General features: G+C 65.4%; 22 protein-coding genes and 2 pseudogenes. 11 read left to right on the top strand and 13 right to left on the bottom strand.

Annotated features, from left to right (window positions below):
- Positions 1–268, bottom strand: a pseudogene (locus AKL29_RS43810) (hypothetical protein); the annotation flags it as partial.
- Between the two features lie 186 nt (positions 269–454).
- Between AKL29_RS43810 and AKL29_RS36140 the strand changes: the two are divergent.
- Both AKL29_RS36140 and AKL29_RS36135 read left to right on the top strand, forming a co-directional pair.
- A complete protein-coding gene (locus AKL29_RS36140; RefSeq protein ID WP_028333299.1) occupies positions 455–1,390 on the top strand; it encodes a LysR substrate-binding domain-containing protein in 936 nt (311 codons plus the stop codon).
- Positions 1,391–1,577: 187 nt separating this feature from the next.
- Positions 1,578–1,926, top strand: a pseudogene (locus AKL29_RS36135) (hypothetical protein).
- Between the two features lie 31 nt (positions 1,927–1,957).
- On the opposite strand, the gene AKL29_RS36130 reads toward AKL29_RS36135, so the two are convergent.
- From AKL29_RS36130 to AKL29_RS36115, 4 genes are all read right to left on the bottom strand, one after another.
- Positions 1,958–2,989, bottom strand: coding sequence for a serine hydrolase domain-containing protein (locus AKL29_RS36130; protein ID WP_082190793.1), 1,032 nt, complete (start codon positions 2,987–2,989; stop codon positions 1,958–1,960).
- Between the two features lie 138 nt (positions 2,990–3,127).
- Complete coding sequence (locus tag AKL29_RS36125; RefSeq protein WP_050387442.1) at positions 3,128–3,838, bottom strand: type 1 glutamine amidotransferase; 711 nt, start codon at positions 3,836–3,838, stop codon at positions 3,128–3,130.
- 85 nt (positions 3,839–3,923) lie between these two features.
- Positions 3,924–4,862, bottom strand: a complete 939-nt coding sequence (locus AKL29_RS36120) for a hypothetical protein (protein WP_050387441.1) — start codon at positions 4,860–4,862, stop codon at positions 3,924–3,926.
- A 192-nt stretch (positions 4,863–5,054) separates the two neighbouring features.
- Entirely contained in the window at positions 5,055–5,543 is a 489-nt protein-coding gene (locus AKL29_RS36115; protein WP_028333294.1) for an Lrp/AsnC family transcriptional regulator, read from the bottom strand.
- A gap of 126 nt (positions 5,544–5,669) precedes the next feature.
- Between AKL29_RS36115 and ald the strand changes: the two genes are divergently transcribed.
- The gene (gene ald, locus AKL29_RS36110; RefSeq protein WP_050387583.1) at positions 5,670–6,785 is read left to right on the top strand and encodes an alanine dehydrogenase; all 1,116 of its coding nucleotides are present in this window, start codon (positions 5,670–5,672) and stop codon (positions 6,783–6,785) included.
- Positions 6,786–7,062: 277 nt separating this feature from the next.
- Here ald and AKL29_RS36105 read toward each other — a convergent pair whose 3' ends face one another.
- Positions 7,063–7,851: an IclR family transcriptional regulator gene (locus AKL29_RS36105; RefSeq protein ID WP_028333292.1), complete on the bottom strand. Its 789-nt coding sequence runs from the start codon at positions 7,849–7,851 to the stop codon at positions 7,063–7,065.
- 145 nt (positions 7,852–7,996) lie between these two features.
- Between AKL29_RS36105 and leuC the strand changes: the two genes are divergently transcribed.
- Genes leuC through AKL29_RS36075 form a run of 6 tightly spaced genes read left to right on the top strand, consistent with a single transcriptional unit; the run spans position 7,997 to position 13,944 of the window.
- Positions 7,997–9,400 carry a 3-isopropylmalate dehydratase large subunit gene (gene leuC, locus AKL29_RS36100; RefSeq protein ID WP_050387440.1) on the top strand — a complete coding sequence of 468 codons (1,404 nt, stop codon included), beginning with the start codon at positions 7,997–7,999 and terminating at the stop codon, positions 9,398–9,400.
- A gap of 3 nt (positions 9,401–9,403) precedes the next feature.
- Positions 9,404–10,054, top strand: coding sequence for a 3-isopropylmalate dehydratase small subunit (leuD, locus tag AKL29_RS36095; RefSeq protein ID WP_050387439.1), 651 nt, complete (start codon positions 9,404–9,406; stop codon positions 10,052–10,054).
- Positions 10,051–11,184 (top strand): 3-isopropylmalate dehydrogenase, encoded by a 1,134-nt coding sequence (gene leuB, locus AKL29_RS36090; protein WP_082190804.1) that lies wholly within the window; start codon positions 10,051–10,053, stop codon positions 11,182–11,184. Before leuD ends, leuB begins: the two co-directional genes overlap by 4 nt.
- Positions 11,184–12,245 carry an ABC transporter substrate-binding protein gene (locus tag AKL29_RS36085; protein ID WP_050387438.1) on the top strand — a complete coding sequence of 354 codons (1,062 nt, stop codon included), beginning with the start codon at positions 11,184–11,186 and terminating at the stop codon, positions 12,243–12,245. The genes leuB and AKL29_RS36085 overlap by 1 nt, the downstream gene beginning before the upstream one ends.
- A complete protein-coding gene (locus tag AKL29_RS36080; protein ID WP_050387437.1) occupies positions 12,242–13,075 on the top strand; it encodes an ABC transporter ATP-binding protein in 834 nt (277 codons plus the stop codon). Before AKL29_RS36085 ends, AKL29_RS36080 begins: the two co-directional genes overlap by 4 nt.
- A complete protein-coding gene (locus AKL29_RS36075) occupies positions 13,072–13,944 on the top strand; it encodes an ABC transporter permease (RefSeq protein WP_028333286.1) in 873 nt (290 codons plus the stop codon). The genes AKL29_RS36080 and AKL29_RS36075 overlap by 4 nt, the downstream gene beginning before the upstream one ends.
- Before the next feature lie 48 nt (positions 13,945–13,992).
- On the opposite strand, the gene AKL29_RS43540 is transcribed toward AKL29_RS36075, so the two are convergent.
- Entirely contained in the window at positions 13,993–14,169 is a 177-nt protein-coding gene (locus AKL29_RS43540) for a hypothetical protein (protein ID WP_167350459.1), read from the bottom strand.
- Positions 14,170–14,366: 197 nt separating this feature from the next.
- Here AKL29_RS43540 and AKL29_RS36070 point away from each other — a divergent pair, with 197 nt between their 5' ends.
- Positions 14,367–14,624 carry a hypothetical protein gene (locus AKL29_RS36070; protein WP_028333285.1) on the top strand — a complete coding sequence of 86 codons (258 nt, stop codon included), beginning with the start codon at positions 14,367–14,369 and terminating at the stop codon, positions 14,622–14,624.
- Between the two features lie 92 nt (positions 14,625–14,716).
- Positions 14,717–16,222, top strand: a complete 1,506-nt coding sequence (locus AKL29_RS36065) for a CYTH and CHAD domain-containing protein (protein WP_050387436.1) — start codon at positions 14,717–14,719, stop codon at positions 16,220–16,222.
- Positions 16,223–16,233: 11 nt separating this feature from the next.
- Here the strand turns inward: AKL29_RS36065 and AKL29_RS36060 are convergent, their stop codons facing one another.
- From AKL29_RS36060 to AKL29_RS36035, 6 genes are all read right to left on the bottom strand, one after another.
- Positions 16,234–16,401, bottom strand: coding sequence for a hypothetical protein (locus AKL29_RS36060; protein ID WP_410712152.1), 168 nt, complete (start codon positions 16,399–16,401; stop codon positions 16,234–16,236).
- A gap of 93 nt (positions 16,402–16,494) precedes the next feature.
- A complete protein-coding gene (gene garD, locus AKL29_RS36055; RefSeq protein ID WP_050387435.1) occupies positions 16,495–18,036 on the bottom strand; it encodes a galactarate dehydratase in 1,542 nt (513 codons plus the stop codon).
- Between the two features lie 108 nt (positions 18,037–18,144).
- Complete coding sequence (locus AKL29_RS36050; RefSeq protein ID WP_050387434.1) at positions 18,145–19,593, bottom strand: aldehyde dehydrogenase family protein; 1,449 nt, start codon at positions 19,591–19,593, stop codon at positions 18,145–18,147.
- Positions 19,594–19,611: 18 nt separating this feature from the next.
- Positions 19,612–20,967, bottom strand: coding sequence for a glucarate dehydratase (gene gudD / locus AKL29_RS36045; protein WP_050387433.1), 1,356 nt, complete (start codon positions 20,965–20,967; stop codon positions 19,612–19,614).
- Between the two features lie 28 nt (positions 20,968–20,995).
- On the bottom strand, positions 20,996–21,937 hold the full coding sequence (gene kdgD, locus AKL29_RS36040) for a 5-dehydro-4-deoxyglucarate dehydratase (RefSeq protein WP_050387432.1): 942 nt from the start codon (positions 21,935–21,937) through the stop codon (positions 20,996–20,998).
- Between the two features lie 124 nt (positions 21,938–22,061).
- The gene (locus AKL29_RS36035; protein ID WP_050387431.1) at positions 22,062–22,967 is read right to left on the bottom strand and encodes a LysR family transcriptional regulator; all 906 of its coding nucleotides are present in this window, start codon (positions 22,965–22,967) and stop codon (positions 22,062–22,064) included.
- Positions 22,968–23,195 lie beyond the last annotated feature (228 nt).

Here is a 23,195-nt window from a genome sequence, read left to right as displayed (position 1 = left end):
CGGCGTCGATATCGACGCTGTCGACGCCGGCGCCGTGCTTTGCGATCACGCGCAGGTGCGGATTTCCGGCGATGGTGGCGGCGGAGAACACCGGATTGCCGCGCATCAGGATCGCCTGCGTCGGCGCCCGCGCCATCTCGTGCGCGAGACGTTCGGGCGTGACGGCATCGCGCATCAGCACGACATCTGCGCCGATCTCGCTGAGGACATTGACGGCGGCCGGCGCGAGGCTGTCGCCGGTGACGAGAACGCGAAACGGAACGGTCATCTTCTATCGTCCGCTGCGATATTGCATGGCTGACCCGCTGCGAGCGCCGCGCCGTCGTGCCTGAACCTGACGCATTTCGCGCGCTTCTCCCTTGGAGGACTGGTGATTTCGCGCGAAGATCGGGAAACGGCCCCGTGAGGTCAAATACCTTGTTGACCCCCGACTTATAGGGAATCGGAATAAGCGATGGATTACAGGCAGCTTCGTTACTTCATCGCGGTGGCCGAAGAGCTCAGCTTCAGCCGCGCAGCGAAACGCTTGCATGTCAGCCAGCCGCCGCTGAGCACGCAGATCAAGGCGATGGAGGAAGAGCTCGGCACGCGCCTGTTGGCGCGAACGCGGCGCGCGGTGGAACTGACGCAGGCCGGGCAGTTGCTGCTGGAACATGCGCGGCGCGCGGTCAGCGAGCTTGATCTGGCGTCGGAGACGGTGCGCCGTGCGGCGCGCGGCGAGGCCGGCATGATCCGGGTCGGCTTCACCGGCTCGGTCCCGATGCTCGACATGTTCGCCGAACTGTTCCGCAGCTTTCGCGCCAGCTATCCGCGGGTGAAGATCGAGCTCCGGCACATGTCGACGGCAACGCAGCTGCGCGCGCTTGCCGACGCCGAGCTCGATGTCGCGATCATGCGCCCGCCGCTCGATTTCAGGCCAGCGGCCGATCTGCAGGTGCATGTGGTGTGGCGCGACCGGCTGATGGTGTTTCTGCCGCTGGATCACCCGCTGGCCGGCGCGAAGGGGGCGCTCGAGATGGCCGACCTTGCCGAGCATGAATTCGTCGGCATGGCCGAGAGCGGTTGCGGCGTCGGCGATCAGGCCGCGATGCTGTGCCGGCGGGCGGGCTTCGCCCCGCGCGTGGTGCAGGAGGCGCATGAGCTGCGCACCGTGCTCAGCCTGGTTGCGGCCGGGATCGGGCTTTCGATCCTGCCGTCCTGCTACCAGCAGGCCGGCGTGATGAATGTGGTGGCGAAGCCGCTGGACACGCCGGATGCGGAGAGCCGCATGCTGGTGGCGATGCGCTCCAACGCTTCGCTGCTGCCGCGCCGGTTCGTCGAATGCACGCTGCAGGCGGCGTCGCGCAGCGCACCGCCGCTCGTTCCGGAGGTTGCGGCAGTGAGTCGTTGATCGCGCCGCACGCCCTATACTTTCGTCGGCTGTAGTCTTCCGGCATCCCGTCTGGCCTTGCTCTTGCATCGTTCAATGTCAGGTGCTGGGGCGCGGATGTGTCGCGTGCTCGCCCGCGGCGACAGCGTCGCAGGCGAGCAGTCTGCGACGTGCCCGCAGCTGGATAGACGCTTGCGGAGACGACGATATGCACGCCATCACGCGTGCGGCACTGCTGCTCGGGACGATGTGGCTGACATCGCCGACCCTGGCGCGAGACGACGGCCGCTATGCCAATTCACCGCTAAAGCCCTGGTTCGAAAGCCTGCACAGCGGCTATGGACAATGCTGCTCGGATGCCGATGGCTATGTGGTCGCTGATCCCGACGGAGTCGGATCACGGCCACTTTCGCGTGCTCATCGACAATGAATGGGTTGTCGTGCCGAACGAGGCCGTGATCACCGAGCCGAACAAGGTCGGGCGCACCATGGTGTGGAAGGACTATATCGACGGCCACCCGCGCGTGCGCTGCTTCATGCCGGGCAGCATGACCTGAGGCGCATCGTCCGGGCCAAATCGTCGGGCGTTCAGGGACCGTCGGTCACGGCAGGCATGACCAGGCGGTTGAGAATCGCGATCGGGATATGATCCCGGTAGTTGAAAGCGTTGACGACAACGACGAGATCGAGCCTAGGCACCACGAAGAGCCGTTGGCCGCCGCTGCCGAAACCGGCGATCCAGCTCAGCTCGAGGCCGTTCAGCAAGGAGCGGCCAAGCCACCAGTGATAGCCGTAGCACAACGCCCCATTTCCTTCGGCGTTCACATGCGGTTTGGTGGATTCGGCTATCCACGAGGCGAGCAGCACTTGCCTGCCATCCCAACGTCCCTCATCCGCCACGAGCTGGCCGAGTTTGGCGAGATCACGCGGCCTCAGCCGCAAGCCGGCAAAGGCCGCGATCTCGGCGCTTCCGGTGAAGCAATGCCACTCGACATCGGCGATCCCAAGCGGTTCGAACAGCTTCTCCCTCGCAAACTGATCGATCCGCTGGCCGACCGCCTTGGCCAGAGCCGCGCTCAGCAGGCTGGTGGCGCCGCCGCTGTAGTTGAACGACGTGCCGGGCGGCAGCGCTATCGGCTGCTCCAGCCCGTACCGATAGGGATCCTTCGCCTCGAGCAATTGCCGCTCGTTGTTGGCCCGGCTTTTCCAACTTCGGCTTTCATCCCACCGCAGCCCATGTGACACGGTGAGCAGGTGGTGGAACGCGATGCGCTCGTTCTTGCGCGTGCGCAGATCGGCATATTCAGGAAGGTAGTCGATCACGGTCGATTCGAGCGGGGGAAACTTGCCTTCGCTCACTGCCGCACCGATCAGAAGCGACGTCACGCTCTTCGAGATCGAGCGGATGTCGTGCTTTTGTGTCGGGGAAAATTGGACCAGGCCCGACCAATCCATCCAGCGCCGCTCCGTGCCGGAGAAATAGCGCTCGAATACGAGCCTGCCTCGTCGTGCCACGACGACCGCGTGAACATTGTGCCTGGGCCATGTCGGAGGAACCTGTCGAGTTCGGAGAGCCTTGACCCGTCGAGTCCAACGTCCGCGGGGGTGGCGACAGTCCATCCGTCGTGATCCGTCGGCACGCGGCGTTCCTCACACTTGATCTTAGCCGCAATGGTCGCGACCGGAGCGAACGATCATGTCCAGCCATGCCGCCAAGGTCAACTCGACCCTGATGCCCGGCCAATCGGCCGCGCGCGGCTAGACGTTGCGGCGCGTGAGAAAGCGCGTGATCATGCCGCCCAGCGTAGCGTGGTCGAGCGGCTCAGTGAGCGAGGTCTTGGCGGCTTCGATCAGGGCATCCGGCGCGCGGCCGCGATGTAGATCGCACAGCGCGTCGGCATAGTCGGCGGTGAATTCCGGATGCGGTTGCACCGACAGCGTCGTGCCGTTGGCGTAGAGCAGGGCGGCGTGCGGCGTGAACTCGGACGACAGGATTGTGCGCGCGGAGGCGGGCGGGTTGACCACCTGGTCCTGATGCGAGCAGGCGACGGCGATCGTCTCGCCGTTGATCAGCCCGTTGTCCGGCGCGATCCGATAGACGTGGCGCCCGATGCCCCAGCCTTTCTCGGATTTGCGCACCGTGCCGCCGAGCGCCTGCGCGATCAGCTGATGGCCGAAGCAGACGCCGACCGTCGGAATGCGCTTGTCATGGGCCGTGCGCACGAAGGCTTCGAGCGGCGCGATCCACGCGACATCGTCGTAGACGCCGGCCGATGATCCCGTGATCAGGATCGCATCCAATGTGGTGGGATCCGGCAGTGTCTCGCCGCTAGCGAGGCTGACGACGTCGCAGCCAACAGATGGATCGGCGGTGGCCACCATCCGCTGAAACATCTGCGGATAGCTGCCGTGGCGCTCGCGGGCTTGCGGGTTGACGAACCCGGTTTCGATGATGGTGATGCGGGGCATGGAGCGCGCTGACGGATGAGCGGGGACGCCTCAGCCTTTACTCCGAAAGCACCGACGGCGACAAGCCTTGCGTGGCGGTCGCCGATCAATTCCGCGACGGTGCCGCCGCGTCGATCTTGGCGGTGTGCTGCGCTGTCGGCGCCGGTGTCGCCGTCACGATCGCAGGTTCGGTGCGGTAGCGCGGCAGCTGATCCTCGAGCGAGTAGCCGACGCAGAGCGCGAGGCTCGACCAGACCGCCATGCTGAAATACAGCGACATCCAGGCGATCTCCTCGCGCCACTCGGCGATGTCGTGGGTCACGACCCAGCGCCGGCTGACGTCGCGCAGGCCTTCCAGCGGATGCAGCAGCGTGCCGCCGGTGGCGAGGTTGGCGCGCCAGCGGTTCAGATACATAGGGACGTCGACGGTCATCAGGAAGGCGAGGAAGCCGGCGATGCCGAGGATCGCGACGATGAAGGCCCAGCGCACCGGGCCATGAAACTCCGGCAGCAGCCGGCACAGCGCAATCCCGACCAGGAAGAACACCACGGCCCAGATCGAGTTCTCGATCGCGTTGCAGAGATAATGGGTGGTCAGCACCGCATACCAGGAGAAGCATTCCGCGATCACGATCAGCGGCACGATGATCCAGGCGATGTTCACCGTGGTCTCGGCGCCGGTCATGGTGCCGAGCTGATGCAGGATGATCGCCCATTGCGCGGCGAAGCAGACCTCGGCGACGGTGGCAACGGTGCGGCCGACCACGACGCTCGACAGCCAGGTGTCGAACAGGCAGATGCGCTGCACGTCGGCGCGCGGCAGGACCGAGCGGAAGGCGCAGCCGAACACATAGGCCGCGCACAGCAGCATCATCAGGCCGATGCCCGAGGTGTTGCTGAAGCTGCCATTGGCCTGTTCATTGAACTGGCGGTAAAGCGCGAACCAGATCGCGATGTTGGTGGCGCTGACGAGGCTCAAGAAGCCCCACCACCGGACCACTGGATTTGACCAAGCCAGCGAAACCGGCCGTGCCCGCCACTCCATGCTCATTCACCGCTCCGCGCGTAACCGAACTGATATCGAACCGTAGTAATTTTGTCATAGAAGGCGGCGAATCACGACTAAAAAATGCGTGTGGGAGCAAACCGGGCAGGTCCGATTATGACAGTGTCCTAATATGACAGTGCTCGATTGTGACAGCGCCCGATTGTGACAGTGTGCGGTGGTGCGTGACCGTCAGCCGCGCAGCGCGGTTTCGGGGATGGTACGGCGGACCACTTCGCGCATCGCGAAGCTGGAATGGATGCGGGCGACGCCCGGCATCCGCGACAGATGCTGTTTGTGGATGCGCTCGAAGTCGGCGATGTCGCGGGCGATCACCTGCAGATGATAGTCGTCGCTGCCCGACATCAGATGGCAGGACACGACGTCGGGGCAGCGCGCGATCGCGGCCTCGAAGGCTGCGAGATAATCCTCGCTCTGCTTTTCCAGCGTGATGGTGACGACGACGGTCGTCACGAGGCCAAGCGCTGATGGTTCGAGGTCGACGCGGTAGCCGCGGATCACGCCGATCTCCTCGAGATGGCGGATGCGCCGCGCGCAGGCGGTCGGCGACAGCCCGACCTTCTCGGCAAGCTCGATCTGGCTCGCGCGGGCATCACTAACCAGCTCGGCGAGGATTCTGAGGTCGATACGATCGAGACCGTCCACGCAGATTTCCTTCAAGAGCTGAGCTGAATGCGAAGGATATGAGCGTATCTGGCTGTGAGCAAGCCGGAAATCGCTGAGAAACGCCATGTGACGGGGAATAGCCTTGAGGCCGGCGGAAACGAATCCTTCAAGGAGCGGACCATGCGCATCGGCGTGCCCAAGGAAATCAAGGTCGAGGAATATCGGGTCGGGCTGACGCCTGCCTCGGTGCGGGAATATGTGGCGCACGGCCACGAGGTCGTGGTCCAGCGCGGCGCCGGCGACGGCATCGGTGCCGGCGACGAGGTCTACACCCAGGCCGGCGCGCGGATCGCCGACACCGCCGAAGAGGTGTTCTCCGTCGCCGAGATGATCGTGAAGGTGAAGGAGCCGCAGCCGTCCGAATGGATCAGGCTGCGCGAGGGACAGATCCTCTTCACCTATCTGCATCTCGCGCCCGACGTGCCGCAGACCGCGGGTCTGATCGCCTCCGGCTGCACCGCGGTCGCCTATGAGACCGTCACGGATGCGCATGGCGGGCTGCCGCTGCTCGCGCCGATGAGCGAAGTCGCGGGCCGGCTCGCGATCGAGGCCGCGGGCGCCGCGCTGCGCAAATCCGCCGACGGCATGGGCAAGCTGCTCGGTGGCGTGCCCGGCGTTCCGCCGTCGCGGGTTGCGATCATCGGTGGCGGCGTGGTCGGTACCCATGCGGCACGGATGGCGGCAGGGCTCGGCAGCGACGTCACCATCCTCGACCGCTCGTTGCCGCGGCTGCGCCTGCTCGACGATCTCTTCCTCGGCCGGGTCCGCACCCGTTACGCCACGCTGGAAGCGATCGAGCAGGAGGTCTTCGCGGCTGACGTTGTGATCGGCGCGGTGCTGGTGCCCGGCGCCAGCGCGCCCAAGCTGGTGTCGCGCGCGCAGCTTGCGGGCATGAAGCGCCGCGCGGTGCTGGTCGACGTCGCGATCGACCAGGGCGGTTGCTTCGAGACCTCGAAGCCGACCACGCATCAGGCGCCGACTTACCTCGTTGACGACATCGTGCATTATTGCGTGGCCAACATGCCGGGCGCGGTGCCGGTCACCTCGAGCCACGCGCTCAATCATGCCACCTTGCCGTTCGGCCTGGCGCTGGCCGCGAAGGGACTGCGCGCGCTGGTCGAGGATCCGCATCTGCGCACCGGCCTCAACGTGCATCGCGGCCGCATCACCAACCGCGCCGTGGCCGAAAGCCAGCATCTGTCGGCCGTGATGCCGGAAGAAGCGCTGGCGTCGTAACATTTGCGAGCAGCCTTTCCCATTGTCGTCCCGGCGAAAGCCGGGACCCATACTCCGCGGCGGACGTTATGGGGGGATTCGTCGACACAGCTGAGCAAGGCAACAGGCGTTCGTGGTTATGGGTCCCGGCTTTCGCCGGGACGACATCGAGTGTGTTGTGCCGTCGCGTAATCCGGATTGCGCGAAGCCTGTCATCGGGCGCGCGTTCGAGCGACCCATTGGCTCCATCCGGGCTGCGGCTTTGCCATCCGTACCACGCGTTAGGTGTCCCGAGAGGTCATTTCTCAACGAATCTTGGCCCGGCTTCCTCCGTCAATTCCTTCAGCCGGCTCTGCATGACTTCAATGATGTGCGAGCGCTTTGCCGCGATACGTTCGATGGGGCCGCCGATGCCGATGGCCAGCGGAGCGCGTCGCTTTGGCAGGGGAACGAGCATGCCTATTGTGTTTGCGCCCGGCGTCGTGCGGCCGCCTGACTCGGAAAAGCCGCGGCGGCGAATGCGCTCGACCTCCTCGAGAAAGGCGGATTCGCGAACGCGCGCCGACTGACTGGGCTCCTCGGCGTTGTTGCGACGGATAATGCCGCGAATTTTGGTGTTCGGCATTTGGCTCAGCAGCACATGTCCGAGCGCGGTTCGAACCATCGGCCGTATTTGACCGGCCTGTGCAGTGTACTGAAGCTGAGAGCCGCCAGGGACCACGTGCAGATATTGCATCCCGGCCGCGCCGGCCTGTTGCCCAAGCATGACGGTTTCGCCGCCCGTCGCGGTCCAGAGTTCCTCCATCAGATCGGTGAGCTTGGTATCACGGAACGGAGAACGACGGATCCAATCACCGAGCAGATTGACCCGGTAGCTCGGGATGAAACGTCGGGTCTTTCGCTCGTATTCCAGGTAGTTCAATTCAACGAGACAGCGAAGCAACACGGACGTGCTCGATTGGGGCATCTCCAGCGCGGACGATATTTCAGTCACGGAAGCAGCCCGCTTTGTTTTCCGAAAGAACTCCAGAACTGCAAACGTCCGCATGGCCGACTTGACGATGGCCGTCTTATTCAGATTCGGCATGGCTGGCTCCTCGGTGGGGCAAGTACCGCACTTCCATCACATATGTGATGTTAAGGCAAAACTGCTTCACTTGACGACAACTTTGGCCCAGATTGGCGCCAATTAGATCAAGGCGCATGGAAACGCAGAGAGCAGGGGAAGGCGGATGCCCGGCCGAAGTTTGCTCGAGAAGATCTGGGGCCAGCATGTCATTGCTCGCCTCAGCGAAGACACAGACCTCCTTCATATCGACCGCCATCTGCTGCACGATCTCGGTGGTTCGCGCGGCCTGCTCGATCTGAAGAGCCGGGGCCTCAAGGTCCACAATCCCGAACTGACCTTTGCAACGCCGGATCACGCGCTGTCCACGGCGCCCGGCCGCGCCGGAACCAGCAAGATCGGACTGGAATTGCTGGCGGCGCTGCGGGTCGAGACCTCGGCGAGCGGCATCACGCTGTTCGACGTCGACCAGCCCGGCCAGGGCATCGTCCACGTCATCGGTCCGGAACTCGGCTTGAGCCTGCCGGGCGCGACCATCGTCTGCGGCGACAGCCACACCTGCACCCATGGCGGCTTAGGGGCGCTCGCCTTCGGCATCGGATCGAGCGAGCTCACCCATGTGCTGGCGACGCAGGCGCTGATCCAACGCCGCCCGAAGACGATGCGCGCGCGCTTCGAGGGCAAGCTGCCGCTCGGCGTCACCGCCAAGGACATGATCCTGGCGCTGATCGGCCATATCGGCGCCGCCGGCGGCACCGGCTATGCAGTCGAATATGCCGGCAGTGCGATCCGCGCGCTGCCGATCGAGGGCCGGCTCACGATCTGCAACCTCTCGATCGAGCTCGGCGCCAAGATGGGCATGGTGGCACCGGACGAGAAGACGTTCGAATTTCTCCGCGGCCGTCCCTATGCGCCGCAAGGCGAGATGTGGGATCTCGCGGTGAAAGCGTGGCGCGAACTGCCGAGCGATCCCGACGCGGTGTTCGACCGCGAGGTCGTGATCGATGTCGAGAAGATCATCCCGCAGGTGACCTGGGGCATCAGCCCCGAGCACGTCGTCGGCGTCGATGGCGTGATTCCCGATCCGAATGCGGTCGACGATCCCTTGCGGCGCGCCGCGATCGAGACCGCGCTGGAGTATATGGGCCTGCAAGGCGGGGCGCCGATCGCCGGCACGCCGGTCGATTGGGTGTTCATCGGCTCCTGCACCAACAGCCGGCTCAGCGATCTGCGCGCCGCGGCCGAGGTTGCCCGCGGCCGCAAGGTCGCGGCCGGGGTCCGCGCCTGGGTGGTGCCGGGTTCGGAGAATGTCAAGCGCGAGGCGGTCGCCGAAGGGCTCGACAAGATCTTCATCGACGCCGGCTTCGAGTGGCGGGAGCCGGGTTGCTCGATGTGCCTTGCCGCCAATGGCGAGGTGGTGGCGCCCGGGCAGCGCTCGGTCTCGACCTCGAACCGCAATTTCGTCGGCCGGCAGGGGCCGCGCGCGCGGACGCATCTGGCGAGCCCCGCGAGCGCCGCAGCATCCGCCATTGCCGGCGCGATCGCCGATGTCAGGATGATGGGACGCTAGAGCATGCCAAAACCGTTCGACAGGCTCACCGCAACCGCCGCGCCGATCATGCGCGGCAATATCGATACCGACGTCATCATCCGCATCGAGCGGCTGGTGGGTAATTCGATCCGCGGCACGCTCGGCAAATGGGCGTTCGGCTCGCTGCGCTATCTGCCCGACGGCTCGGAGAACCCGGAGTTCATCCTGAACCGCGAGCCATACCGCGAGGCGGAGATCCTGGTGACCGGACCGAATTTCGGCTGCGGCTCCTCGCGCGAGGGCGCGGTGTGGTCGCTGCAGGAGCGCGGCATCCGCGCCATCATCGGCTCCGGCTTCGGCGACATCTTCTTCGCCAACTGCTTCCAGAACGGCATCCTGCCCGTCATCGTAGACAAGGCGGTGGTCGATCAGCTTGCCGCCGACATCGAGGCGACGCAGGGCGCGGGTAAGGTCTCGATCGACCTCGAGGCCCAGACCATCGTCTCGCCGTCGGGCGCGCGGCATTCGTTCGAGATCGATCCGCGGCGGCGCGAGGGGCTGCTGAAGGGGCTCGACGAGGTGGCGCTGACGCTGCAGCGCGACGATGATATCCACGCTTTCCAGGTCTCCGACCGCGCGGCGCGGCCATGGATTCATTCGACAAGGACACCCGCTTCAAGGACACCGGCATGAGCACGCAATCCAACATGGTCAAGGTCGCCGTCGTCGGCGGCGAGGGCATCGGCCCGGAGGTCACCGCGCAGTCGCGCCGCGTGCTCGACTGGTTCGCGGCGAAACGTAACGTGCCGATGACTTTGCGCGAGGCGCAATACGGCCTGATCCCGTATCTGGCGACCGGCAAGGTGCTGCCCGAGGATACCGCGGAGGCGATGGACGAGGCCGACGCCATCCTGTGGGGCGCGACCGGCGGGCCGGAGACGACCGAAGTGCCGGCCGCGGCACGCAAGGCCGGCAGTCTGCTGGGCCTGCGCAGCAAATACGATCTCTATGCCAATCTGCGGCCGATCGTGGCGAGCCCGGCACTGTCGGCCTCCGCGCCGCTCAAGGCCGAGGTGCTCGACGGCGTCGATTTCGTCATCATCCGCGAACTGACGAGCGGCATCTATTTCGGCGAGCCGCGCGGCATCGAGACGCTGCCCGACGGCCAGCGCCGCGGCTTCAACACCGAGCAATACACCACGAACCAGATCCGCCGCGTCGCGCGCTCGGCCTTCGAGCTGGCGCGGACCCGGCGCAACAAGGTCTGCTCGGTCGACAAGGCCAATGTGCTGGAGACCAGCGTGGTCTGGCGCGAGGAGGTGATCAAGCTGCACAAGGAGGAGTTCTCCGACGTCGAGCTGGCCCATCTCTATGTCGACAACGCCGCAATGCAGATCGTGCGCGAGCCGCGGCAGTTCGACGTCATGGTGACCGGCAACATCTTCGGCGACATCCTGTCCGACTGCGCGGCGATGGCTTCGGGCTCGCTCGGCATGCTGCCGTCGGCCTCGCTCGGCCCGGTCGATCGCTTCGGCCGGCGCAAGGCGCTGTATGAGCCGGTGCATGGCAGCGCGCCCGATATCGCGGGCAAGGGCATCGCCAATCCGCTCGGCTCGATCCTCAGCGTCGCAATGCTGCTGCGCCTGACGCTGAACCGGCCCGAGGATGCGGACCTGCTCGAGAAGGCGGTGCAGACCGCGCTGGCCTCCGGCGCGCGCACGGCCGATATCGCCGAGGCCGGGGCGAAAAAGCTGTCGACTGTCCAGATGGGCGATGCGGTGCTCGGCGCGCTCGACAAGATCTCGGCCAAGGAGCACGCGTGATGGCGCGCCCCACCATGCCCCACATTTCAAGGCGATCGGCGCTGACGGTGATCGCCGCCGGTGGCGCCGCGCTGGCGGGTGGCCGTGCATGGGCGCAGGCGGCCGCGGGTCGCGCAATCTATCCGGTCGCGGTGCCGGTCTATCAGACGCAGTTCGTCGCCGACCGTATCGGCTACTTCAAGGAGGCCGGGCTCGACTGCAAGCTGGTGCAGGGCGGCAGCGGCGTGAAGACCCGCGAGATCATCGCCTCGTCGCAGGGCGATATCGGTATCGGCGACGTCACCCATCCGATGCAACTGACCAATCACGGCCGCGCCGCGCGCGTGCTGTTGCCGGTCGACACGCGATCGAACTCGGTGATGTTCATTATCCGCAAGGACCTGAAGGACCAGGGCATCAACTCGCTGGAGGCCTTCACGCAATGGAAGCGGCCCGACGGCCGCAAGCCGATCGTCTCGGTTTCCTCGCTCGGCGGCACCAACCATGTCTGGTCGTCATACTACATGGAAACCATGGGGCTCGACGACAAGGTGACCTGGATCGGCACCGGCAATGTCGACACCATGCTGGGATCGCTGAAGTCGAAACAGGTCGATATTCTCGTCAGCTCGCTGTCGCTGTTGAACGAGGCGCAGCAGCAGGGCTGGGGCGAATTGTTGTTCGACGGCACCGATGAAGCGATCTGGAACAAGCACATCGGCGGCAAGGTGCCGGTGACCGCGCATTTCACGCTGCAGGCCACCATCGACAAGGATCCGGCCAAGATGCAGGCCTACGTCACCGCGCTGTGGCGCGCCTCGCAATGGATCAAGACCCACAAGCCGACCGAGGTCTATGAGGCCATCGAGCCCTATGTCGGCAGCACCTCGCGCGAGGCCAATCTGCTGGAGATCACGTCGATCCAGAAGGTCGCGGATTATGAGGGCTCGATCGACGCCGCAAGCTTCGCGCGCGGCGAGAAGGTCTGGTTCCGCGAGATGACCGGCATCAAGCCGCTCAAGATCGCCGACGTGGTCAACTCGAACCTCATCGAAGCGGCGCGAAAGGCCTATCCGGGTTGAGCGCGCTCGAGACAAGCGCAACCGTATCGCCGCGCGCCTCGGCCGATCGCCGCGTCGAGGTCAAGGGCCTGAGCAAGTCGTTCCAGCTCGCCAAAACCACGATCGAGGCCGTGCGCGACGTGACCTTCGACGTCCGCCGCGGCGAGTTCGTCGCGCTGCTCGGGCCGTCGGGCTCCGGCAAGAGCACCGTGCTCAACATGATCGCCTCGCTGATCCGCCCGACCGGTGGCGAGATCCTGATCGACGGCAAGCGCGTCGCCGCCGGCAAGGCGACGCCCAATGTCGGCTATGTGTTCCAGCGCGACACGCTGTTTCCATGGCGGACCGTCGGCGATAATATCGGCTACGGGCTGGAGCTATCAGGCGTGCCGGCTCACGAACGGAAGGAGCGCATCGCCGAATGCGTCGCGCAGGCGGGCCTGAAGGGATTCGAGAACGCCTATCCGTCGGCGCTGTCGGGCGGCATGCGCCAGCGCGCGGCGCTGATGCGGACGCTGATCGTCGAGCCGCAGATCTTGTTGATGGACGAGCCGTTCGGCGCGCTCGATACCCACACCAAGATCGACATGCACGAGGTGCTGCTCCGGATCTGGGAACGCGAGCAGCAGACCGTGCTGTTCGTGACCCACGATCTCGGCGAGGCGCTGACATTGGCCGACCGCATCATCCTGTTCTCGGCGCGGCCGGGCCGGATCAAGGACATGTTCGAGGTCGACTTCGCGCGGCCGCGCGATGCGGTGAAGGTGCGAGAGACCCCGCATTATGCCGAGCTGTTCCAGCACATCTGGCATTCGCTGGGCGAGGAATTCGTCAAGGGCCGCAGCGCATGAAGAGATACGGCACGCTCGGCACGGTCGGCTGGCAGGTCCTGATCTGCGCCGTCGTGCTGTCGGTCTGGCAATGGGGCTACGACCTCCGCACCAAGCTGCCCTGGCTGGTGCCCGACCTGCTCGATCCCTACTTCATCTCGAAGCCGTCGATGATCTTCGACAACTTCCTGATCCAGAGCTGCCTGACCTCGAAGCTCGGCGCCTTCAACAGCTGGTTCAACGGCGACTTCGGAAAGTGCCTGGCGCGCAACGAGAACAACCTCTGGGCCGCGACCGCCATCACCCTGAAGAATACCTTCTTCGGCTTCGTTACCGGCGTGGTCAGCGGCTTCGTCGCCGGGCTGATCCTGGGACGATCCGATCGGCTGAGCGCGATCTTTCAGCCCTTCATCACTGCGGTGAATTCGATCCCACGGATCGCGCTGGCGCCGATCATCGTGCTGGCGTTCGGGATCGGCGACATGTCGAAGATCGTGACGTCGTGGATCGTCGTCGTGTTCCTGGTGTTCTTCAACACTTTCGAGGGCGCGCGCTCGATCGACGAGGGCTTTACCAATGCCGCGCGGCTGCTTGGCGCCAGCGAATGGCAGATCACCCGGACGGTGGTGATCCCCTCGACCATGGCCTGGGTGTTCGCTTCGCTGACGCCTGCGATCTCCTTCGCGCTGATCGGCGTGATCGTCGGCGAGTTCATAGGCGCCGAGCGCGGCATCGGCCGTCTCATCATCGAATCGGAGGCGCGCGGCGAGGCCTCGGGCATGATGGTTGCTGTCGTGGTGCTGATGCTGGTCGGTGTGGTGCTGTCGGCGATCATCTGGCGGCTGCAGGCCTATCTGTTGCGCTGGCAGCGGCAACGCAGCGCCGAATAGGCCGCGAGCCGTGGCGACGTCGCATTTGCCGCCACGGCCGGGCTGGATCTAGGCTGCATTTTCCGATGGCGAAGTCTCGCCGTCGAGCCAGTCCTGTTCCTTTGCCAGCGCGCGCCAGGCCGCTTCCATTCGCTTGAAGCGATTGTAGGTCGGCGCGTCGTCGGCACGCTCGGCAAGCTGCGCGCAGTTCTCCGCATTGTCGCGGAAGTGCTGTGACTGTTTCATGGAACGTCCTCCTATTAGTTAAGGACGTGGGACATCAATTCAGGCTATTCAACGCGTGGAACATGGGTATTTCGCCACACAGATGAATGCTTGTTCAGCGAGTTCCCCGCGCGATGTCTGCAACACGGTCGATACAGGAACGGTGTGTCGCACTCGACGTTCCTTCTTCACATCGCAACTGGAGGAGGAGAGACGGCATGAGGACGTATCTGCTAGCCGCGGCCATGGTGACCGCGATCGCATCGCCTGTGTTCGCCGATGATATCGGTGTCCGCGCAGGTCCCGTCGGCGCGGGCGTGACCGTTGGTCGGGCGCCCGAGTATCGCGACCGCGATCGTGATCGCACCACCGTGATCAGGGAGCGTGAGCCGCGCCATGACCGGACCACGGTCATCAAGAAGCGGGACGAATTCGGCAATCGCAGCAAGACCGTCATCCATAACGACGACGATTGACGCCAACTCAGGCGATCTTGTGTGAGCATGAACGTCCGTCGCTGACTTCGTCACGGCGGACGTCTGCTTGGTGCCCCAGGCATGGAGCGACGATGGCGGCCGAGACGGAGCTCAAATTCCACGTTCCCGCGCGCAAGCTCAAGGGGCTGAAGAAACCGCGGGTCGCCGGCAGCAAGAGCGGTGCACCATCCGAGAGCGATCTCGTCTCGACCTATTTCGACACGGCGAAGCACAAGCTCAAGCGGCACGGACTGACGCTGCGCGTGCGGCGCGATGGCGGCAACTATGTTCAGACTATCAAGTCGGGAGCGGGTCCGCAGTTTGAACGGGGCGAATGGGAGACTGACCTGGCGGACGGAAACCTCGACCTCGACAAGGCTGAAGGTACGCCGCTCGAAAAGCTCGCGTCTGGCAGGCTGCGTCGCAAGCTGAAGCCGGTGTTCGAAACGTCGGTGCGGCGTATCACCGTGCCGCTGCGGACCAAACGCAGCGAGATCGAACTCGCGATCGATCGCGGCTACACCACGGCCGGGCACCGTTCGCGCCGAATCGACGAGGTCGAACTCGAGCTCAAGAGCGGCCGCCCGCTCGACCTGTTCCGGGTCGCCAGGGCGCTGGAGCGGAAGGCGGCGGCGGAGCTCGATCTGCGCTCGAAAGCCGAACACGGCTATGAACTTGCCGATGGCGAGGAGCATGTCGTCGTCTCCGCCGGGAGCATCGTGCTCGACGCCGGACTTACCGCCGGCGCGGCATTCCGGGTGGTCGCGCGCAGCGCGCTTCGTCACTTCTCGTCGAATGCCGACGCGGTCCGCGAGGGCGAGGCGGAAGGCATTCACCAAATGCGGGTCGGGTTGCGGCGGCTGCGCGCTGCGATCTCGCTGTTCTCGAAGATCCTCACCGTAGCTCCGACGGAGGAGATCAAGACGCAGCTGAAGTGGCTCACCAACGCGCTCGCGCCGGCGCGCGAGCTTGATGTGTTCGTCAAGGAAGATATCGAGCCTGCATCGCATGACGCGCTGCTCCGGCGCGGCGGCAAAGCGATCCGGCGGGAGTTTTCCGGTCGCCGCGACCGCGCATTTGCCGGCGCGAGGCACGCGGTCAATTCGCGGCGCTATCGGTCCATGCTGATCGACACGCTGCAATGGATCGAGGCAAGGCAGACCATTGCCGCGGAGGACGAAGGCGGTCCGATCGAGGAATTCGCCGCCGCGCTGCTGCATCGCCGCATCAGGAAGCTGCGCAAGGATGGCCGGCGTCTCGACGAGCTGTCGGCCGAGGAGCGGCACAAGCTGCGCATCAGGGCCAAGAAGCTCAGATACGCGATCGACTTCTTCGAAAGCCTGTTTTCGCGCAAGGGTGAGCGCAAGCAACTCGCGCGGCTGTCCCGGCATCTGAAGCGGGTCCAGGATGCGCTCGGCTCGCTCAACGATTTTGTCGCGCACCGCGAGCTGGCGGTCGATGCGGCGCTGAAGGCCCCGCATCGGAAGGAGCGCGCCAGCGCCTTTGCCTCGGGCGTCGTGCTCGGCCGAGAGGAACAGGCGGTCAAGCCGCTGATCAAGGTCGCCGCCAAGGAAGTGCGGGGCCTAAAGACGTTTTGACGACCGGACATCTATGCCGGTGGTGATGCCCCCGATTGCCTCTCCCGCTCGGCCGCTGCGATGCGACATTCCTCCGCGTAGGCACGCAGGCGCTCGACCGTCAACGAGTCTATGCCGGTGCGTGCCAGCCGCTCGGCGCGGTCGGCCTGATCTCTGAGATCGTTGGTTGTCCGGGTCATGTGTGCCTCCATGCCCAGACAAATTGAATCGAATTGCCACGTTCCCGGGCCGATCAGGACGTGGCTAACGGGTGGTTAAGGAGCCGCGGATGCTCAGGTCACCGGTGCCGGGTTGAACAGCGTCAGATCGTTGTGGATGCCCCAGCGGTCCGACCACGGCTGGGTGCGACCGCTCGCGACGTCGAGGATCAGACGGAACAGGTCCCAGCCGGTTTCCTCGATGGTCTTCTCGCCGCTGGCGATGCAGCCGGCGTCGAAATCGATCAGGTCCTTCCAGCGCCGTGCCAGCTCGCTGCGGGTCGCGACCTTGATGACGGGGGCTGCGGCGAGGCCATAAGGCGTGCCGCGGCCGGTGGTGAACACCTGCAAGGTCATGCCGGAGGCGAGCTGCAGCGTGCCGCAGATGAAGTCGCTGGCGGGAGTAGCCGCAAACAGCATGCCCTTCTGCCGCGCCTTCTCGCCCGGCGACAGCACGCCCGCGATCGGGCCGGAGCCCGACTTGACGATCGAGCCGAGCGACTTCTCGACGATGTTGGCAAGGCCGCCCTTCTTGTTGCCTGGCGTGGTGTTGGCGCTACGGTCGGCGCCGCCGCGGGCGAGATAGGCGTCGTACCATTCCATCTCGCGGATCAGCGCGCGGCCGACATCCTGGTTGACGGCGCGGCGAGTCAGCAGCTGGATCGCGTCGCGCACCTCGGTCACTTCCGAGAACATCACGGTCGCGCCGGCGCGCACCAGCAGGTCGGCGGCGAAGCCCACCGCGGGGTTCGCGGTCACGCCGGAGAACGCGTCGCTGCCGCCGCATTGCAGGCCGATCACGAGATCGGCGGCCGGGCAGGTCTCGCGCTTGCGGGCGTTGAGCACGTTCAGCCGGGCCTCGGCCTGGGTCATGATGGCGTCGACGATGGCGCCGAAGCCGTCAAAGGCCTCGTCCTGCATGCGCACGATGGCGTCGCCGACGCCCTCCGGCACCAGCCGTTCCGGCGCGAGCTTCTCGCAGCCGAGGCCGACGACGAGTATCTCGCCGCCGAAATTCGGATTGAGCGCGAGATTCTGCAGGGTGCGGATCGGCACCACGGCGTCGGGCGCGGTGATCGCGACGCCGCAGCCATAGGCATGCGTCAGCGGCACGACGTCGTCGACGTTGGGGTATTTCGGCAAGAGCTCGGCGCGGATGCGCTTGACTGCGTATTCCATCGTGCCCTTGACGCATTGCACGGAGGAGGAGATGCCGAGGATATTCTTGGTGCCGACCGAGCCATCGGGATTGCGATAGCCCTCGAAGGCTTCACCTTCGAGTGGCGGCAGCGCCGGCGGCACCGCGGTCGCAATCTCGAGCTGATCGAGCGGCGGCGCGTCGGGCATGCGGATGCGGGCCTCGTCGACCCATTCGCCGGCGAGGATCGGCGACAGCGCCGTGCCGATCACCTCGCCATAGCGGATGATCGGAGCGCCTTCGGCGATGTCTTCCAGCGCGGTCTTGTGGCCCTGCGGCACGAAAGCGCGCAGCGTCAGGCCCGACGCGAAGCGGGAGCCGGCCGGCAGCCCGAAATCATTCACGACGATCGCGACGTTGTCGCGCTCGTTGAGCTTGATGTAGCGGGGCTGCTCCTGCGCGCCGATCGACTGGTCCATCGTGGACTCCGGAAGTTGTAGGACGGGTTAGCCGAAGGCGTAACCCGTCATGTTTGGTACGTTGTGGCCATCGTGAGTTACGCCTTCGGCTAACCCACGCCACAAGCCTCAGCCCGGGAACGTGTAGGCCGTCTTCACCGTGGTGTAGAACTCGCGGGCATAGGCGCCCTGTTCGCGCGCGCCGTAGCTCGAGCCTTTGCGGCCGCCGAACGGGACGTGGTAGTCGACGCCGGCGGTCGGCAGGTTGACCATCACCATGCCGGCCTCGCTGTTGCGCTTGTAGTGCGAGGCGTATTTCAGACTGGTCGTGCAGATGCCCGAGGCGAGGCCGAACTCGGTGTCGTTGGAGATCGCCAGCGCCTCTTCATAATCCTTGGCGCGGATCACGCAGGCGACCGGGCCAAAGATCTCCTCGCGTGCGATGCGCATCTGGTTGTTGGCCTCGGTGAACAGTGCCGGCTGCAGATAGAAGCCGGGCGTCTCGCGGTTGAGCAGCTCGCCGCCCCAGTGCAGGCGGGCGCCTTCATCCTGGCCGATCTTGATGTAGCGCAGGTCCTGGTCGAGCTGGCTCTGGTCGACGACCGGGCCGACATGCACGCCGCTCTTCAGTGCGTCGTCCACCGAAAGCCCCTTCATCCGCTCGGTCATGGCGGCTACGAAGCGGTCGTGAATACCCGCGGTGACGATCAGGCGCGAGGACGCCGTGCAGCGCTGGCCGGTCGAGAAATAGGCTCCGTTGACGGCGACCTCGACCGCGACCTTCACGTCGGCGTCGTCGAGCACGACCAGCGGGTTCTTGCCGCCCATCTCGAGCTGGAACTTCTTCATGGGGTTGGAGAGCACGCAGGCCTGCGCGATCTTGCGGCCGGTTTGCACCGAACCGGTGAAGGAGATCGCGGCCACGTCGGGATGATCGAGCAGGGTCTGGCCGACCACCGAGCCCGAGCCGACCACGAGGTTGAAGACCCCCGCCGGAATGCCGGAACGCGCGATGATCTCGGACAGCGCATGGGCGGAGCCCGGCACCAGCTCGGCCGGCTTGAACACCATCGCGTTGCCGTAACACAGCGCCGGCGCGATCTTCCAGGCCGGGATTGCGATCGGGAAGTTCCACGGCGTGATCATGCCGACGACGCCGACCGGCTCGCGGGTGATCTCGACGTCGAGGCCGGGGCGCACCGATGCGCCTTTCTCGCCCATCAGCCGCAGCGCTTCGCCGGCAAAGAACGCAAAGATCTGTCCGGCGCGCGCCACCTCGCCGATGCCTTCCGGCAACGTCTTGCCTTCCTCGCGGGCGAGCAGGCGGCCAAGCTCTTCCTTGCGGGCGAGGATTTCGACCGAGATCCTGGTCAGCGCGTCGAAGCGTTCCTGCGGCGTCGAGCGCGCCCAGGCCGGGAATGCGGCCTTCGCCGCGGCGATCGCCTTTTCGGTCTGCGCCTTGTCGGCCTTGGCGTATTCGCCGACGACATCGCCGGTGTTGGAGGGGTTGATGTCCCGCGTGATGCCTGTTCCGTCGACCCATTCGCCGGCGATGAAGTTCTTTTGGTGAGCGGTCATGTTTCCAACCTTTCTTGTTTAGCGCACGAGGCAGGGACGCTTGTCGTCGAAGGTCCACCCCTGGATCAGGAACTGCATGGCCAGCGCGTCGTCGCGGGCGCCGAGGCCATGCTGCTTGTATAGCGCGTTCGCGGCCTCGATGGCACCGCGATCGAGCTCGATGCCGAGGCCCGGCCGATCCGGGATTGCGATCTTGCCGCCCTTGATCTGCAGCGGCTGGCGCGTCAACGCCTGGCCATCCTGCCAGATCCAGTGGGTGTCGATCGCGGTCACCTTACCGGGCGCGGCGGCGCCGACATGGGTGAACATCGCCAGCGAAATATCGAAATGGTTGTTGGAGTGCGAGCCCCAGGTCAGGCCGTTGTCGCGGCAGGTCTGCGCCACCCGCACCGAGCCCTGCATGGTCCAGAAATGCGGATCGGCGAGCGGAATGTCGACTGCGCCAAGCCGCAGTGCGTGCGAGAGCTGCCGCCAGTCGGTCGCGATCATGTTGGTCGCAGTCGGCAGCCCGGTGGCGCGGCGGAACTCGGCCATGATCTCGCGGCCGGAGAAGCCGGCCTCGGCACCGCAGGGATCCTCGGCATAGGCGAGTACGCCATGCATGTTGCTGCACAGCCGGATCGCCTCGTCGAGCGACCAGGCGCCGTTCGGGTCGAGCGTGACACGCGCCTTCGGGAAGCGTTTTGCAATTGCGGTGACGGCCTCGATCTCCTCTTCGCCCCTGAGCACGCCGCCCTTGAGCTTGAAATCGGCAAAGCCGTAATGCGCCTGCGTCGCCTCGGCGAGGCGCACGATCGCCTCCGGCGTCATTGCCACCTGGTGGCGCAGATCGAACCAGTCGGGCTTGCCGGTCTCGCCCTCGACGTAAGGAAGGTTGGTCTTCCTGCGATCGCCGACGAAGAAGAGATAGCCGAGCGTCTCGACGCTCGTGCGCTGCTGGCCTTCGCCAAGCAGCGCTGCGACCGGGAGATTGAGATGCTGGCCGAGCAGATCGAGCAGCGCGGATTCCACCGCGGTCACAGCATGGATGGTGACGCGGAGGTCGAAGGTCTGCTTGCCGCGGCCGCCGGCGTCGCGATCGGCGAAGGCCTGGCGCATCGAGGCCAGGACGTTGTTGCAGGCGCCGATGGTCTGGCCGACGACGAGGTCGCGGGCGTCCTCGAGCGTCTTCTTGATCTTCTCGCCGCCCGGCACCTCGCCGACGCCGGTGTGGCCGGAGTTGTCGGTGAGGATAACGAGGTTGCGGGTGAAGAACGGCGCATGCGCGCCGCTCAGATTGAGGAGCATGCCGTCGCGGCCGGCGACCGGGATCACCTCCATCGCCGTGACAACAGGTGCGCCGGCAAAGCCGGTGCGGATCGTGTCCTGGATCATCTGCTCCTCCCTTCGTCCTTCGTTTGGTTTATTCCGCTGCCTGTTGGGTCGCGGCCTGCGGCAGCTTGGCTACCAGGGCCGCGAGTTCGGCGATCTCCTGCTCGGTGAGATCGGTCAGCGGCGGGCGCACCGGGCCGGAATCGCGGCCGATCACCTTCATGCCGGCCTTGATGATCGACACCGCATAGCCCTTCTTGCGGTTGCGTATCGCGATCAGCGGCAGGATGAAATCCTTCAAGCCTGCATGGATGGTCTGATGATCGCGCCGGCGCACCGCGGCGTAGAATCTGGTGGCGAATTCCGGCACGAAGTTGAACACCGCCGACGAATAGGTGGTCACGCCCATGTCGAGATAGGGCAGGGCGAAGGTCTCCGCGGTCGGCAGGCCGCCGATATAGGTCAGGCGGTCGCCGAGCCGGGTGTAGACGCGGGTCATCAGCTCGATATCGCCGATGCCGTCCTTGTAGCCGACGAGGTTCGGGCAGCGCTCGCAGAGGCGCGCCAGCGTATCGGGCTGCAGGATCGCATTGTCGCGGTTGTAGACGATGACGCCGATCTTGACCGATGCGCACACCGCCTCGACATGCGCGGCGAGGCCGTCCTGCTCGGCATGGGTGAGATAGGGCGGCAGCAGCAGCAGGCCATCGGCGCCGGCCTTCTCGGCGCCAACCGCGATCTCGCGCGCGATCGCGGTGCCGTAGCCGGTGCCGGCCAGCACGGGAACGCGGCCCTTGGTCTCGTCGACCGCGATCTTCACGACGTGGGGAGCTTCACTCGGCGTCAGCGAGAAGAACTCGCCGGTGCCGCCAGCGGCGAACAGGCCGGCAACGTCATAGCCGCACAGCCAGTCCATGTTGGCGCGATAGGTCGCCTCGTCGAACGAATAGTCCGCGTTGAACGGGGTCACGGGGAAGGACAGGAGGCCGCCACCGATTCTAGCGGCCATCTCCTGAGGGGTCATCTTGCTCATGGCGCCACTCCTGATGATGTTGGGAACGGGATGCGCGAGCAGCGCGCGTCCATGGCGGAATTTCTAGGGAATGGTTCGATGCGCGTCCAAGCCAAACGCGGTATCGAGCGATGCTAACTCTGCATCAATCGCCGCGCAGATGCGGCGCTGCGATTTCGGTCGCGATCTCGATGAGCGAAGGCAGCAACTGGTTCTCGTGATCGCGCCGCCACACCATGAACAGCTCGACCGGCCCGGGTGATCGCAGCTTCAACGGCTTCAGCTTGACCTCCGCGATCTTCAGGCTGGCGGCCGCTTCGGGCACGATCGCAACGCCGAGCCCGGCGCGCACCATGGCGAGGATCGAATGGATCTGGCTGAGATGCTGCACATAGCGCGGCAGCACGTCGGCGCGCGTGAACATCGACACCAGGAGATCGTGGAAATAGCGCGCCTCATAGGGCGAATACATCACGAAGGGCTGGTCGTCGAAATCCTTGATGCTGACGGTCTCGGCCGCGGCCAGCGGATGCTTCTTCGGGATCGCGGCGAGCAGCGGCTCGGCCACGACGCGCCGGCTGGCGAATTCCGGCCGCGCGATCGGCGGACGCAGCAGGCCGGCATCGATCTGCCCGGTGGTGAGCGCCTCGAACTGATCGCCGGAGACCATCTCCTTCAGCGAAAAATCGACCTCGGGCAGGCGCGAGCGGCAGGCCGCGATCAGGTCGGGCAGGAAGCCGTAGGCGGCCGCGGCGGTGAAGCCGATCTTGAGCGAGCCGGTCTTGCCGAGCGCGATGCGGCGGGCAACCTGCGAGGCCGATTCCGCGAGCTTGAGGATGCGCCGCGCCTCAGGCAGGAAACTGCGTCCGGCCGGCGTCAGCCGCACCGAGCGGCTGGTGCGTTCCAGCAGCGGCGCGTCGATGATGTGCTCGAGCACCTGGATCTGCCGGCTCAGCGGCGGCTGGGTCATATTGAGCCGCGCCGCGGCGCGGCCGAAATGCAATTCTTCGGCCACCGTGACAAAGCAGCGGAGCTGGCTCAGGTCGAACATCGATGCAAGCCCGGAATTGATCGCGCGGGGATTTGTACGTTCTAGCATCGATGCCTCCCACTGGCCAAGAAGACAAACAAGCAGACAAAGACGGCGGCCGAAGCCGCCGTTTGGTTTTCTGCTCCCTCTCCCCGTTCTTACGGGGAGAGGGTTGGGGTGAGGGGCTCTCTCTGCGCAGCGGCCGCCTCGATGTGCACGCGCGATCCGAACGAGTCGGAAGGACTGTCT

The organism is Bradyrhizobium pachyrhizi, assembly GCF_001189245.1.
GTDB lineage: Bacteria > Pseudomonadota > Alphaproteobacteria > Rhizobiales > Xanthobacteraceae > Bradyrhizobium > Bradyrhizobium pachyrhizi.
This window is presented reverse-complemented; position numbering and strand designations above follow the sequence as displayed.